We start from the raw sequence: 15,562 nt of genomic DNA on the forward strand, positions 1-15,562 counted from the left end.
ACTGGCCCACTTCTGGTCGCTTACCGGCAGCGTCGCGCCGTTTGACGCATTGAACAAAACCATTGTTTGTGAGACGAACCGGCGCAGTGCAACTACGGGCAAGCCAATTGGTGTACTCCAATGTCCTCAACCGAGCGTTGCTGCCAATTCTAGTGGAGAAGGACGGATACCGATGACCTTGACGCCAATCGAGCTGCTGAGGGCGAATGCGCCGACAACCCGCCCTGTTGTAGCGCTGAGCGAAGGAGCAGACCCGCGGATAGTAGCAGGGGCGCTGGCGGCACATAGTGCGGGTGTCGCCGATATCATTCTGGTCGGACCAAAAACAGAGGTTGAAGCCGCATTGCACGCCGCGGGCGCATCAGCAGGCGACGGTATCTCGATCCACGACCCGGCCCGATCTTCCCTGACTGAGGCTTTTGCAGCCGAGTATTATAACCTGCGAAAACACAAGGGTGTTGACGAAGCCAAGGCGCGGCAGGCGGCGGAAACGCCATTGGTCTATGCGGCGATGCTGGTGAGACTCGGACACGCATCAGGCACAGTGGGAGGAGCGGTACATACAACTGGCGATGTTGTCAGAACTGCAATTCAGGTCATTGGCATGAAACCTGGCGCTGGAATGGTGTCATCCTTTTTTCTGATGTACCCGCCCGAAAACGCACAACCCGGTGCACGTGCGATGCTGTATTCTGACTGCGGATTAGTAATAGACCCGAATTCGGAAGAATTGGCGAGTATTGCTGCTGCATCGGCGGTTTCCGCGCGCGCCTTGCTGCGGGAAGAACCAAAAATCGCGATGCTGAGCTTTTCAACCAAGGGCAGCGCACGCCACCCATCGGTCGACAAAGTAGTCAACGCAACAGAAATACTCCGCGCGAAACACCCGGAATTGAATGTTGATGGGGAATTGCAATTTGACGCCGCATTTGTTCCATCGATCGGCGAACGCAAATCACCCGGATCGACAGTTGCCGGGCAGGCAAACATCAAGATTTTCCCAAATCTGGATGCCGGGAATATCGGTTATAAGATGACGCAGCGTTTAGGCGGTTATCTGGCAATTGGCCCGGTTCTTCAGGGCCTAGCCAAACCAGCCAACGACCTCTCGCGGGGCTGTAGTGCAGAGGATGTGACACAGATTATCGCTGTGACCATCCTTCAGGCGCTTGAATCCTAAAATCAGGCACCTGGCCTTCAGTTTTGACTGGCTAGCGACCCATTCAAGACACTTGAAGGACCTGTCTGAATGGTCTCCGCCAATGCGTCTCTCCCTCACCTACCTGAAAATGAAACATCGGGAGACGATCTCCTTCGTGTCGCATTTTGCACGCTGGAAATCTGATAAATCCGAAACCTTGGTGTCAGCACCGTGGTGTATAGTTCGGCGGCGCTGGAAACTGCGGTGTAAGCACGATTTCTTGATGATCGCCCGAGCCGGTCAATTCATTTGGAGTCCGCTATAGCAACCCCGTTCCAGTCTGCCGGTGGTGGCGACACCAGATAGGTGTTTGAGCGCTCTATCATAATAGCTGAAGCCTGATCACCGCCCCGGCCTCGTTCTGCAGCTTCGAAAGCCCGGATCGCCGCTTCGAAACGGAGGTTTCGGTAGTGCTCAAGTCCTTCTTCGTAAGCTTTTATCCATGAATGCGATCCCGTAGAACTGTCGGCCATTTCGATTAACTCATAAATCACCAGACCACCTGTTCGACCATAAACTGCCAAGGTGTCGAGCTCGCGTACCACAATTGAATCACCTGCAGCACGGCGCGTTTCCGGGCCGATCAGAACCGAAGTTCCATAAATCTTGTTGGCACCTTCCAGACGGCTGGCAATATTAACAGCGTCGCCTATCGCTGTATAATTCAATCGCTCTTCTGAACCGATATTCCCGACCAGCGCATCGCCTGTATTTAGTCCCACACGTATGCTCAGGGGGCGCCCCTCATCATCTTTGATACCTGTTGCGGCAACGGATTCGACAAGATCCAAAGACGCCCTGCAGGCATGTTCGGCGTGATCGGCGTCGGCACGCGGGGCACCCCAGAAGGCCATGACAGCATCACCCATAAACTTATCAATCGTCCCATCATGTCGGGCGATAGCGGAAGATGCAGCGCTAAAGAACGGCGCCATTAACTGAACAATTTCGGGGCCCAGCTTTTCCGAAAGCCCTGTAAAACCAGCCACATCACAAAACAGAACTGAAATTCGCTTTAGGTCTCCGCCCGGCTGCGTTTTGATCCCCTCTGCAACCAACATCCGAACAAGATCAGTTGGTACATATTTGCGAAAGGCCGATAGGCCTGCCGCCATATTCGCGGTTGCCGCTGAAAGATTCGAAAGTTCGCGAAGCTTTGAGGGTCTGCGGGTGATCTTTTCAGTATCAAATCTTTCAACGCGGCTCAGGTCTTCGACGATGCGTGCCAAAGGATTTGCGACAACCGTTCGGACAAGCCAAATTGCCAGCGCCGTTGCAACGACGACAACTCCGATCAGAATATAGAGCAAGTTCACCAGTGTCTGATTGATTCCGGACAAGAAAGCAGACTCGGGAATAACCGTCGCCACGCGCCACCCATAAAACCCCAACGGTGTCAGAGCCACTGCATAGGGCACACCATCGTTCACAATCCTAGTAGTAGAGTTCATGGACGCGCGCGAAATCGAATTCCCCAGCAGTTGCTGCCCGGACTTCTTGGCAACTTCGTAAAGCTGACCTTCACCCATCCGGGCAGGTGTGATCTCATCCGCCTCGGGATCAGGAACCGCGATCACTTTCCCGTCAGCATCAAGAATAAATGCAGCGCCAAATTCACCAGGTCGCAGTGTGCCCAGAAAACGCGACAGCCTGTCAGTTTCGATGACAACAGCCAGAACACCCTGACGCTTGCGATTTACGTCGACGGGGCCTGCAAACGCATAAACCGTCTTATGACCACCGGGCAGATCGCGGGCTTCGATCCAGTCGGCAGTGCCCCGGCCAATGAAATTCCGATACCAAGCGTGATCACGCGGGTCAAAGGTTGTCGCCGAGAAAGCCCGTTCTTCGAACTGAATATCACCTGGAATAAAAATGTACCGGTCGGTCCGCAGCATTCCATCTCGGATTTCGCTGTCGATCTCGATCATCTCAAGCCCACCATCCCCCAAGCGATGAGCGGCAAAGTAATTCCCGTCCGGCCAACCAAACATGATCCACGAAATGTTTGGTTGCGCCTGCAGTTGCGACAGAAAGACAAACTCGCGTTTGTCGGCCTGTCGCGTGGCGATGACGTCCTGAACAAAGATGGTTCGCACGGCTGCCCAGGCTGCCTCCGCAGATCTCAGGGTCAGGCCAACTTCGATCCGAACAGTATTTGCGATCTGACTATTGATCTCAGCCGCCAGCATTCGGCTGTTCTCGCGTGCAGTCGTCCACCAAAGCGAATGCACCAGAAAAGTTGACACGCCAATCGACAACGCAACCAGCAGAGTCACCGCGATCCCTACACTGATGCGCATGTCTGCTCCAACACGATACATCGTCGGGAAAATGCAATTTCACTGCGCGATTCGACCATATGATCCCTCATGCCCCGGCCCGACATGGCCAATCTACCCAGATTGAACACTAAATAGCCTGACCATTTGACGCGCCGTGCCAAATGGCCTCTTTCTCGGTGAATGATCGCACACAAACTGGTAGCAGCGTAATCAATTCACATTGAACGAACCCGCGCCTTAGAATTCGAAGGGCCAACGACTTCTACCCAGTCACGGTACAAATGAAAATCAGTCGCACTAATCCCAGGTTCAATGTTCAAGCCCCCGTGTGTGATAGAAACTGAACTTCGATATTTCAATCGTTGCAAAACGACCCGTTCCCGGCTGTTGTCACAATCAGACAGTAAGAAAATTGGCCAGACCCACGGAGGGAGGTCCGACCGCCGTAAGTTCTCGATATCGCCAACTACGCCACTTCAAGCGCGTCGGAATTGATGGCGAAACGAGCGGTTGCTGGATCGGACATGTAACGCACTTCCAACTCGTCGAGACGACCGGTCAGTTCGTTCACACAATCGATGATGTACTGAACTTTCGCGTCATCCATCAGGTAACTGAAATTCAGACGTACCCAACCCGGTTTAAGCAACTCTTTTCCATCCCGCAGATCGCTGAATAGCTGTTCGGATTCAGGTTGTCCTATTTCCAGAAGCCGATGCGCATACGGACCTGCGCAGGCACATCCACCTCGTACCTGAATACCATAAACGTCGCTTAGCATTCGGGTAAAAAGCTGGTGGTGGAAACGCGATCCATCAGCACGGCTCACCCGAAATGAAAAGATTGGCAATCGATGCGGATGATCAACGCCCAACAGGGTCAGTTGCGGGTTTTTTGACCACGCCTTCAATGCCATTTCGTTCATCTCTGCTTCGCGTGCAGAGATGAAGGCCTGACCAATTTCGTCTTTGACGATAAAGGCCAGCGCGGCGCGAATATCACCAATAACATTGGGGGTGCCTGCCTCTTCGCGGGCTGTGATATCGGACGAGTACCGATGATCCCACGGCGACACGAAGGTTACAGTCCCTCCTCCTGGCCACGATGGGATATCCAGACAAACAGTATCATCGCGCACTATCAATACCCCGCTGCCTCCAGGCCCCCCCGGAAACTTGTGTGGTGAAACAACGACTGCGTCTTTTTGGCAATCATCTGCGGGGTTCATATCAATCGGCAGATAGGGACCAGCCCCTGCGTAATCCCAGACCGACAATGCACCATGGGACTTGAGCAAGCGCGTGACCTCATCGGTCGGAGTGACAATACCCGTGACATTGGACGCTGCCGAAAAGCTGCCGATTTTGACGTCAGCGTCAGCATGATCCTTCAATGCCGCTTCAAGCAGCGCCAGATCAGGGCCACCTTCTGCGGCTTCGGGGATTTCCACTACTTCAGCTTTTGATTCACGCCATGGCAGCAGATTGGAATGGTGCTCGTAAGGACCAATAAAAACAACAGCCTTGGCAGCGTCGTTGATACCAAACAGCGCGACAAGCCGGTTAAGGCCTGCAGTAGCACCAGAACCGGTAAATATCGTGCTGCACCCTGCAGCATTGGTAAGACGCGAGATTTCTGCCCGGGCTTCGGCGCGCAGACGGGTCATAAAGGAACCGCAGAACGATGCTTCGGTATGGCTGTTGGCATAATAGGGCAGCACGGAATCTCGGATATAGTCCTCAACCTGAGCAAGAGCCCGTCCGGAGGCAACATAATCTGCGTAAACGAGTGATACATCGCCAAACAGGCCCGGGATGCTTGCCCCGTCACCAATTACGCCTTCGCGCAAGTTGCGAACAAGGTTATCGGATTTTAGAGAACTACGAAAATCTGCAAGCGACATGAGAATACTCCTTTGATGAGTATTTTATATGCAACGATAGAAAAATATGACCCAAAGTTATCACCATTGGCATAACAATCGATAATTATGAACGAATAATAGGGTCATTATTGGGTTAATTCGCCAACTCTAAGTTTCTGCCACACCGTTATCGAGGCGCTCGTTTAGCGCTACCTCCGCATTTGTCAAACTCAACGGAGAAAAACCGGCAGTGAAGTCGGGCCACGAAAAGCAAAACCCCTGAACTCTACTTCCCGCGAGGGATCGGCCTGCATATTCGGAAAACACCGGAACAAATACGGCAGCAGCGCATCGCTTACCAGTCGACGATACAGATCGCCCCCCATACACCGATGCGGACCCAACCCAAAGGTCTGGTTTGCAAAAAGCGGGCGATGAATATTGAAGAGATGAGGGTCCTGCCAGTAGTCTTCATCATGATTGGCCGAGCCCTGCACAACCATGATTGTTTCACCTTTAGGCAACGTTACTCCGCGTAGGGCAATTTCACTGGCAACTATACGTGGGCTGGCCTGAATAGGGGCAACCCAGCGCAGCCCTTCCTCACATGCCAAGTCCCAACGATCGGATTCTATGCAGTGATTTAGCTGATCCGGATTGCGTAGAAGCCCGTGGATCGTGGTTGAAATCGCATCGCGGCTTTCGACCACTGCACCCCCGATACAGATTTTCAGATTTGTGCGTATTTGACTCAGCGAAAGTGGATTAGGCGCATTGACCATTACTGACAAAACGGAAGGATTGGGGTTTTCGCGATGAAAATCGACCATCCTGTCAAAACACCAGTTCATTTCATCGTTGGCACGATCGCTGAGCGCAAATACGGCCGGGTCAAAACCCGAGTTCATGGCCCCGGTGATCAAGGCATTCGCCCAACTAAAAAGTTGATCCTGATCGTCAGGCTGGATGCCTAAAACGTGTTGCAGGTAGAGCGCCGATAACGGAGCTGCCAAGGTCTGGCGAAGGTCCGTTCTGGTCTGATCGCGCAAAGCGGATACAGCCGCTTCAGCGACTGTTTGGAACCTAGCACTCCAAGTATCGCAAAAGTGGCGAGCATGAAAGGTTTCCACCATTGCATTTCGCTCGTTCAGATGCGCCAGACCATCTTTACGCATCAACGTATTGCCACCAAACGCTCGTTCCATTGCCGTCCTGGAATCGGAGGAATGAAAATGTTGTGTATCCGTTTTGGCCAGATAGGTGTCGTCTGCCTTAGTCAAAACAATCCGGCCGATCGCCTCTATCCGGACCACAGGCGTTTCGCGCCGCAAACGCCGATAGACAGAGGCTGGATCTCTGTCGAGCATTTCAAGGGTCGTGTCGGAATCTACGGGAACTTCGTGCCTCGCAGCAGAGATTTCAGTCATGGCTCTGCTCCTTGTACCCAGAAATTGGCTCGCAGCGGCATTCAGGCGATCAGACCGCCTGAATATTGATCTCGACTTCGGTGTTCAATGAGTTGCTGACAGTGCAAATAGCTTTGGCCTGCTTCAAGATGCGGGTGGCCATAACCTCATCATCCACCACATCGCCGATGATCGTGATCTCGGCCTTCTCCAACCGACCGGGCAATTCAGGAGACTTGGTGCCTACAATTTTGACTGTGAAAGGGTTCAACTGCGATTTACGTTGCGCAGCCGCCCACTCGACTGAGCGTATGATACATGAACCAAGCGAAGCAATCATCGTGTCCACGGGAGTTTCATGCGGCGGATGAGGAGTAATGTCGTCAGTATCCCCATAGGCATAGCTGAGTTGTGCACTTCCATCGAAGAACACAAAGACCGGTCCGAAACTCTTGGGCCTCACTTTCAGAACCATAGGGCTGAGCTCCTTTATCAGAATAGCAGATTTGGCAGGAAAAGCGCCAATGCAGGGAACATCGTCAGCACCAGAATGGCGAACAAATGGATCAACCAGTAAGGCACTGTTGCCGCCGCAACGCGTCCCAAGCTGACTTCATTATTGGTCAGCGCCGTCAGGACAGAAAGATTAAGTCCCACCGGGGGTGTGACCTGTCCAATCTCGATCACGATGGTGATGATTACTCCGATCCAGATCGGGTCAAACCCCAAGCCCGTCAAGAGCGGGAATACCACCGGCAACGTCATGATCATCAGGGACAATCCGTCGAAGAAACATCCCAGGATCAGATAAATCAGAACGACGATTAACAGCACGCTGTAGGTTCCCATGCCGCTTTCTGCGACCACCTCGAGAATTTGCTGAGGGACACCCAGGATACTTGTGGATTTCGCCAAAATGGTTGCGCCCAGCACCAGAAAACCAACTGCAGCGAACAACAGAACGGATTGATACACCGCCTCAACCAATTTCTTCCAGGTCAAATCCCCCCAAATCGAAGAGATAATGACTGCCAGTACAACGCCCACACCTGCGGCTTCGGTTGGCGTTGCCAAACCGCCCACAATGCTGCCGATCACCGCGAAAATCAGGGCCAGAAGTGGCCAAATCTGTTTGAAGCCTGCTAAGACTTGCCACAACGATACCGGTTCTTGGTCACGTGGAGCGATCGACGGGTTGCGAGAGCATTTGACGAAGAGATATGCCATGAACATCAGACCAACTAGGAAGCCCGGAATAATGCCTGCGGCAAACAGGCGGCCGATCGAGGTTTCCGTCAATGCGCCGTAAATCAAGAAAGATAGGCTCGGCGGTATCAGCAGCCCCAGCGTGCCTCCGCCAGCCAGACTTCCAACCACGGTGTCTTTGTCATAGCCGCGCTTGGACATTTCGGGATAAGCAGCCGATCCAACTGCGGCTGCTGTCGAAAGACTCGAGCCGCTGACGGCTCCAAACAATGTGCAAACCGCAATGTTAGTGTGCAGCAACCCACCTGGAATTCGCCGAAATAGAGGCGAGAATGCGGAATAGGCTTTCTCGCTGATTCCGCTCCGCAGCAACACCTCACCAAGCAAGATGAACATTGGCACTGCGCTGAGTGTGAACGAGTTGAAAACGCTCCAGATTGCGTCGATTGCAAGCGAGGTCGCGCCGTTTGAGAAAAAGTAAAGGATAATAAGCCCAGTCAGGCCCAATGCGGCTCCCAAAGCGACGCCAGTACCGGCGGTGGCGACCAGCACCCCAATCAGAGTAAGCCAAAATGACATTAGCGGGCCTCGTCGGTAAAGCTTTGTTCCATATCTGCTTCTGAGTCATCCACTCGGTCCAGAACACCGACCAAACGGGCCACAAAAATGGATAGGGTTAGCGTCAGAGAGATCGGCATTAACGCCATCCAGGGATAGAGCAGAATCCGGGTGGTTTCCGTCTTGAGATTGCGCTTGAAAGCAAACTCGAACCAAGGAATCGTCTCGACGATCAACCAGAGAAAGAAGACTATACCAACCAGCAGCGCGGCTATCTGCACAACGACATGCATCTTGCCTTTTAGCCTGTCGGCCAACAGCGAAACGCGCACATGTTTGGCCCGCAAGGTGACCATCGGCAAACCCAAAAATAACGAGACACTCAATAACAGTCCAACCACTTCCTCTGTGATGTGAAGAGGCGAGTTGGCAAACTTACGCATCAGGACACTGGTTACGATAATGCCAACAATGGCTATCATTCCCAGTGCTGATGCCGCCGCACACGCAAGGGCCAGACGATCCAGCCCCCGCGCGATAAAGTGATTTAAACTTGTTGCCATCTTTGAATTAGCGGCCCAAAGCGGTCAGAACACGTTCGCGGTAGGCCGGTGCGTTTCCACCAGCTTCTTCCGCCAGCATTTTCCATGTTTCGGTTACCGAGGACACAAAGAGGGCCCGGTCTTCGTCAGAGAAGTCTTTACCCCAGGTCACTCCCTCTTCACCAAGTTTTTCACGGGCAGCAAGCTCACGCTCGAAGTCATCTTCATACTGGTTGGTACGGTCCCACAAATCATCTGCTGCTGCAGTGATCGCCGCTTTGGTCGCCTCATCCGTCGCGTTCCACTTGTCGGTGGCCACACCGATTACGTATGGGCCGGATGCCATCGGATAAAGGAATGACGCATACTTGGCCACTTCCTGCAACGAGACCGTATGCGCATAGAGCGCCGGGTAAAGGGCACAGTCAACGACCCCGGTCTTGAGCGCCACATACATTTCTTCTTGTGGGATGATCTGCGCGGCAACACCCAGACGGGTGAAGGTTTCGACCTGATCACGCGCCCAGACACGCAGCTTCTTTGATTTCAGATCCTCAAGGGTGCGCACGGGCTCATCCCGGCAGAAAACTGAAACCGACAGCATCGGGATTGCGACATAACCCACTGAGGACACACCCCAGTCAGCAAACTCTTCTTCATAGATATCGCGGACTGTCGGGATTGCTTTTTCGAACTCCTCGATTGAACCGATGGTGCCCTGAACAACTACGGAGCTTAGCGCAGGAGCGTCACGCCCTAAATAGTTGGCCCACATCAAGCTCATTTCCACTGCGCCTTTGGGCAAAAAACGCAAGGTATCCGTGTTGGGCAAACCCAGCGAACCGCCGCTGTAGAGAGTAATCTCAGAACCTTCCGCGAGCGCGCCGTTCACGTCTTCAACGAATTGCTCCAGCTCAGCCGTTTCCGGGCGCGTTTCCGGAAGAAAGTTGTTAAAGCGCCACTCATCGGCCATCGCTGGCGAAATGGCTGCTCCTATACCCGAAATACCGAATGCGGCAGCTTGGATAAGTCTATTCATATCGTGTCCTCCTGATGGAAATGATATCTGCGACCTGGTGAATATTATCACCAAAATATCAACCGATTTCAGATTATCCTGTGTATGTGACCACAAGAATGGGGAAAACTTCGCCTAAAGCTTGCGATCGCCCCTAGTGCGATTCTTCCCAATCGAAAACAATCCAATCATGCACTTACAATTAGTTTGGACCAACCAAATCGGGCTGTTCACGTGAATATCAAAGTTCAAGAGATTTTTAATGGCCGCTGCTCAGCAATTGCTTCCATAGAGAAATAGGAGGTAACCGAGTCAAGCTCTACTTCTGAAATTAAGCGCTGATATACTAGATCATACGAGTTCATATCCTCAGTGATGACCTTTATCATGTAGTCGTAATCTCCCCCGATCCGGAAAAAATCTACGACATCCGGAATTTTCAATACGGCGCGGCGGAATGCATCAAGCCATTCCGTCGAATGATGGCGCGTTTTCACCATCATGAAGACTACCAAGCCGAGGCCAAGTTTCTCGCGGTTAACGCGCACCGTCGAACCAACGATTACGCCGGTCTCGTTCAACCGCTGCAAGCGTCGCCAACAGGCGTTCTGAGACAAGTTGACCTTTTCGGCAAGCTCTCGCTGAGAAAGAGAACTGTTCTTTTGCAATGCCTCAATGATTTTTAAGTCTTTGTCATCCATATACGCACGCAATTCATTCAATTGACCCACAAAACGACAAAAACACAGGGATATCTTACATACAACATAATTGTATTGGGACTGCCACGATTTCTCTGACCCCACGAAATGAATCGAGCCCTATCAAGTGCCAGACTGACTTCCATAGAGTTGCACGAAGCACCGCGCTTAATAATAGCGATGAATATGCCTGACTATCCGGCTCGGCCAAAGGTAGATGACCTGTCTAGAGCCTATCTTTCCAGAATCTCCCGACAAACCTCGCGTGATAAGCGACGCCTTCTCAAGAGCGTTATTTTAGTACACTACACTGACCTGCATTGGCGAACACGGTCGTTAGTTGCCCGACGAGGTTCTGGGAAAGCAACTCATTGAGCTGTGCATATAGTGTACATCTCAAACGCCTCGGAACATCGTTCGCGACAGGCGTTGACACAATCGTCAAATAACAATCAAGTGTGAAACACTAATACGGTACTGGTCGCTGTTCTCAGACGCGGGGTCTGCTGCAAAAGCCGAGCATTTGATCCGCGTTAAGTTGGAGGTCGAATTCTTGTCGCCACGTTGGAGTGTGTCTTTTGGCCAATAAGATAGATGTCTCGGCGTCTTCCATCACATCAACCTCCGATTACTCTCGACAGGTCTATTTCCTTCTAATCTCTTTGTTTTTAGCATTTCAGTTGCTCAAGTTGATATACTTTTTGCCTTCACCCGAGGTTGGTGGAGACGCTGCACGAAAGTGGTTTTTGGCCAAGGATTTGTCCGAGGGATCGCTAGAGGTTATCCGTGCGAATGAACACGCCAGCCATCACTTTTTTCGGTGGGGGACCTGGCTATTTCCCCTGGCGCTAATTTGGTCTTTCGGAGACTCGGTCGCGTTTTATTATCTTTCGACCTTTATCCCTGCGGCACTCGCAGCCAGTATTTTTCTGAACCTCTATTACCGCCACTTCGGTTTGAAGGTGGCTTCCGCTTTGGCAATACTCTGGGCGTTGGATCCTCAGCTCAATCGCGCATTGTTCCAGCTTTTGCCAACCGGGGCGGGCCTTCTTCCATTGGCGTTGATTGCATTTGGCTTCCAGCGTTTCATTGATGAAAAGCTGACCAAACGCGGGTTGGTGCTTTGGCTTTCGCTTTGCCTGTTCTGGCTCTATGGAGCGAAAGAAACAAATATCTTTTTTGCCCCGGGCCTCTTTATCGCGGTCTGGGTTTTGGCCGGACCAAGGTCTGCATTCAAACTCACAGCCATTTGCCTGATATTCTATGTAATCGAGGCCATCGCTCTCAGCGCCCTTCAAGGCCAGATCATGGTCGGAGGCAGATTGCTTGAGCTGTTAGTGGGCGGAAGCAATCACCTGAAGATAATGTTTGAGTCCTCATCTCACGTGCAACAGCAAGAAACGCTCTGGGACGCGGGCATCATATCGCGCTGGTATCGGGTTCTGGCTGTGCATGTGCCAGTCTACATCCCTTCAATCTTGGCTTTTGTTGCGATTGTGATCTCGGGATTTGTCTCGCCATTCTCGAATTCGACGGGGCGGGTCGCCTTCGCAATCGCCCTAACGGCGCTTAGTTTTGTCGTATTGACCTCCTTTTTCATAGTGTCATTTGATCCTCTGCGTTTAGGGCAGCCCCTTAGGCCTCGCTATGTTGCGATCTTACTTCCGTTCTCGGCATTTGCCTTGGTCTATGTCGCACGCGAGATGAGAGTCGGCCGTGTTCTGCGCGACTTACGCTTCTTGGTTCTTATCGCGTTGATGTACCTGACCATCGGATACTTCAGTTATCAAAGAGAAATCCGAGCGATGTCGCCCCAGATAGATGACGAGCGTATATCACTCAATCCACCTGCCAGAGATACTTTGGCAAGTTGGATGGCCTACTTCGAAACATATGGGAGGGAGCTTCCACCCAACTATTGCAACTTAGAAAAACAAGATTTCAAACAGTTGTATTTTGGATTGATGTATGTTCGGAACGACAGCCATGCGCCATCGCAGATAGAAATCGTTGGTGAGTGCACGCAAGCAACGGACCCATACATGTAGAAAAAACACGCGCAGGCCACTTCACCTATAATCATAACAGATAAAAAATCATGACCAAACTCATCGTTCAAATCCCATGCTTCAACGAGGCAGGCAGTTTGGCCCAGACTGTCGCTGACATCCCCCGTCAGATTGATGGTATCGATGAAGTAGAAGTTCTGATCATTGATGACGGCTCTACCGATGAAACGGTTGAGATAGCGAAGGCCTGCGGCGTCGATCACATATTGCGAAATAAGGGCAACAAAGGGTTGGCGCGTAGTTTTTCGTATGGGCTTCGGGCTTGCCTTGAACGTGGCGCAGACATTGTCGTCAACACTGATGGTGACAATCAGTACCAAGGGGCATCAATCCGTGATCTGGTGCAACCGATCCTAAACAATCAAGCTGATATCGTTGTAGGCGACCGCGGCACCTCCGAGATCACACATTTTAGCCCGTTAAAAAAGCGTTTGCAAAAGCTCGGCAGCGCTGTCGTGCGTCGAATGTCCGGCCTGGATGTAGAAGACGCAGTTTCAGGCTTTCGTGCCTATTCCCGTGAGGCGGCCCTGCGCACCAACGTAGTTTCCAGCTTCAGTTATACGGTAGAGACCCTCATCCAAGCCGGAAACAGCGATCTGTGTGTGGTCTCTGTTCCCGTGGGCACGAACCCACAGCTGCGCGAGTCGCGACTGGCAAAAAGTATGGGCAGCTTTATCCGTAAACAGGTGTTTACGATGCTGCGGTCTTACGCGATGCATCGGGCCTTACAATTCTTTACGCTGATAAGCGTTGTTTTGATATGCTTCGGCTTGCTACCAATCGCTCGCTTCCTCGTTCTATTCATGATGGGCGAGGGACAGGGAAACATTCAATCTCTCGTTCTGGGTGGCGTTCTGATCGTTCTGGGGGTAATCAATTTTGCGGTCGCGCTTCTGGCCGATGCGATTGCGGTTAATCGGCGGCTGCAGGAGCAGACATTGGAAACTATACGCCGTATGGAACTGGCTTCCGCACAGGTCTCATGCAAGCGATCGGACATGGAAGAATGACCGCCTCTCGTATCGCCAAGTCAGTTTATGTTTCAACCCTTCGAGGAGCGGGCAAAATTGCCCGCACTGCCGGGGTCTATAGCGCGCTTCAACGACGCCTTCCGGATCGACGCGCTCATTGGTGGCTGAGCCTTTTTGCCATTCACGATATTGATGCAATGGTTGATCTGGACGTGCCTTGGTGGAGTTATGGCGCCATCGACAAGGTCGACGCTTTTCTCGCCCAGCGAAACACCCCACGCGTTTTTGAATACGGCAGCGGTGCAAGCACAATCTGGGCCGCGCGGCGCGCTCATCATGTCACCAGTGTCGAACATGATGTCGATTGGCATCTTGTAATCTCCAACCGGCTGAGCGCGTTTTCCAACGTTGAATTGAGGCTGATTGAGCCCGATGCCAACTACAATCCAGAATACGGATCAAAAAAACCTGGCAATACTTCGCGCAGCTTCGAAAATTATGTCACTGCAATCGAAGGCGCAGAAGGTCCATTCGACGTCATCATCATAGACGGACGCGCACGGGTAGCTTGTTTGAGGCACGCGATAGCACACGTTGCACCTGGTGGCATGATCGTATTTGATAACTCTGGCAGACGGGAGTATCGCAGCCCGATTGAAGCGGTGGAGGCACAGATCAAGACCTACCGGGGGCGCGTTCCATCACTGCCCTACCCCGATCAAACGACACTGATCCAACCCTCCCCTGTAGCAGAGAAATGACACTTCCAAACAAGTTAGGGCGTGGACAGCGCCGCGCGCTACGCGTGATAGGCTGGGCCATTGTTGCCGTGACTTTGTACTATTTTACCGTCGCGGTTTCACAGCACTGGTCCCAAATTGCGGCTTGGTCTCCTGGATGGCAGGCGTGGGCAATCGTATTTGCGGCAATATTTTTTTATGCAACCGCTTTGCTGCTATTGGCCGAGCTTTGGCATGGGCTGGTCCAGGGAACGCAAGACCAAACATTTTCACGTGCACTGACGTTTTCAACCTACTCCAAAACGCAGATCGCGAAATATCTACCGGGAAACGTGTTTCAATATTTGGGTCGACATATCGTTATGGCTGACCATGGAGCAAGTCAGGGTGGGTTGGCGCTCGCAAATATTCTTGAAATTTGCACTCTTATTCTGGTCGCGGGGCTTTTCGCTCTAATTGGATTTACATTTGGTGCAGCTCCCCACTCACTCGAAATATCTGAGGTCATACCTATTCATTGGCTTGTACCGACAGCGATGGTTATTGCCATTTTGCTGATCATACTGATTACAAGAAAACTTCGAACACTCCCCAACGCGCCGTCGCGACAAAGGCTTATCTACGGATTGTTGCTTGCTTCCTTCTTCTTCTTGGCCATGGGCTTTACTCTGTTGGTATTGGTTGGATTGGTTTCCGGTGACTATGACCCTGCCATCATAGTCATTGCCGTGACGTCTTGGCTGTTAGGCTATGTCACTCCTGGCGCGCCTGGAGGGATCGGAATACGTGAGTTTGTTCTGCTCATCTTCTTACAGGCCTACATACCTGAGGCAGAAGCGCTGATTGCAATCGGGTTGTTCCGCCTGGTCACATCACTCGGTGATCTGGCATTCTTTATCGGCGGCGCTTTTCTGTGGCGTATCTCGCCAAAAGTAGAATGATCATTTGATTGCTAAACTTGTAACCCGACTGCGCCTTTTAGATAGATTAAACTATTGAGA

The 15,562-nt window shown here is 52.0% G+C and carries 13 protein-coding genes; 5 read left to right on the plus strand and 8 right to left on the minus strand.

The features are described from left to right. The first annotated feature begins 172 nt into the window (after positions 1–172). Positions 173–1,180: a phosphate acetyltransferase gene (gene pta / locus ACR0IU_RS07670; RefSeq protein ID WP_480715832.1), complete on the plus strand. Its 1,008-nt coding sequence runs from the start codon at positions 173–175 to the stop codon at positions 1,178–1,180. Positions 1,181–1,446: 266 nt separating this feature from the next. Here pta and ACR0IU_RS07675 read toward each other — a convergent pair whose 3' ends face one another. The 8 genes from ACR0IU_RS07675 to ACR0IU_RS07710 form a co-directional block, all read right to left on the minus strand. Beyond that, a complete protein-coding gene (locus ACR0IU_RS07675; RefSeq protein ID WP_480715833.1) occupies positions 1,447–3,504 on the minus strand; it encodes an adenylate/guanylate cyclase domain-containing protein in 2,058 nt (685 codons plus the stop codon). A gap of 448 nt (positions 3,505–3,952) precedes the next feature. Beyond that, positions 3,953–5,389 (minus strand): aminotransferase class V-fold PLP-dependent enzyme, encoded by a 1,437-nt coding sequence (locus ACR0IU_RS07680; RefSeq protein WP_480715834.1) that lies wholly within the window; start codon positions 5,387–5,389, stop codon positions 3,953–3,955. Between the two features lie 191 nt (positions 5,390–5,580). After that, positions 5,581–6,777: a cytochrome P450 gene (locus ACR0IU_RS07685; protein ID WP_480715835.1), complete on the minus strand. Its 1,197-nt coding sequence runs from the start codon at positions 6,775–6,777 to the stop codon at positions 5,581–5,583. Between the two features lie 49 nt (positions 6,778–6,826). Continuing rightward, entirely contained in the window at positions 6,827–7,231 is a 405-nt protein-coding gene (locus ACR0IU_RS07690; protein ID WP_170780519.1) for an OsmC family protein, read from the minus strand. A 17-nt stretch (positions 7,232–7,248) separates the two neighbouring features. Next, complete coding sequence (locus ACR0IU_RS07695) at positions 7,249–8,541, minus strand: TRAP transporter large permease (protein ID WP_480715836.1); 1,293 nt, start codon at positions 8,539–8,541, stop codon at positions 7,249–7,251. Then, positions 8,541–9,083, minus strand: coding sequence for a TRAP transporter small permease (locus tag ACR0IU_RS07700; protein WP_480715837.1), 543 nt, complete (start codon positions 9,081–9,083; stop codon positions 8,541–8,543). Before ACR0IU_RS07700 ends, ACR0IU_RS07695 begins: the two co-directional genes overlap by 1 nt. A gap of 7 nt (positions 9,084–9,090) precedes the next feature. After that, entirely contained in the window at positions 9,091–10,101 is a 1,011-nt protein-coding gene (gene dctP, locus ACR0IU_RS07705; protein WP_480715838.1) for a TRAP transporter substrate-binding protein DctP, read from the minus strand. A gap of 227 nt (positions 10,102–10,328) precedes the next feature. Then, positions 10,329–10,781: an Lrp/AsnC family transcriptional regulator gene (locus tag ACR0IU_RS07710; protein ID WP_010441613.1), complete on the minus strand. Its 453-nt coding sequence runs from the start codon at positions 10,779–10,781 to the stop codon at positions 10,329–10,331. Positions 10,782–11,359: 578 nt separating this feature from the next. Between ACR0IU_RS07710 and ACR0IU_RS07715 the strand changes: the two genes are divergently transcribed. From ACR0IU_RS07715 to ACR0IU_RS07730, 4 genes are read left to right on the plus strand one after another with little or no spacing between them, the layout of a single operon-like run. After that, positions 11,360–12,829 (plus strand): hypothetical protein, encoded by a 1,470-nt coding sequence (locus ACR0IU_RS07715; RefSeq protein ID WP_480715839.1) that lies wholly within the window; start codon positions 11,360–11,362, stop codon positions 12,827–12,829. A 50-nt stretch (positions 12,830–12,879) separates the two neighbouring features. Further along, complete coding sequence (locus tag ACR0IU_RS07720) at positions 12,880–13,860, plus strand: glycosyltransferase family 2 protein (RefSeq protein ID WP_480715840.1); 981 nt, start codon at positions 12,880–12,882, stop codon at positions 13,858–13,860. Next, positions 13,857–14,582, plus strand: a complete 726-nt coding sequence (locus tag ACR0IU_RS07725; RefSeq protein ID WP_480715841.1) for an O-methyltransferase — start codon at positions 13,857–13,859, stop codon at positions 14,580–14,582. The genes ACR0IU_RS07720 and ACR0IU_RS07725 overlap by 4 nt, the downstream gene beginning before the upstream one ends. After that, positions 14,579–15,502, plus strand: a complete 924-nt coding sequence (locus ACR0IU_RS07730) for a hypothetical protein (RefSeq protein WP_480715842.1) — start codon at positions 14,579–14,581, stop codon at positions 15,500–15,502. The genes ACR0IU_RS07725 and ACR0IU_RS07730 overlap by 4 nt, the downstream gene beginning before the upstream one ends. The last annotated feature ends 60 nt before the right edge of the window (positions 15,503–15,562 follow it).

The organism is Ruegeria sp. CL5 (genome assembly GCF_056536485.1).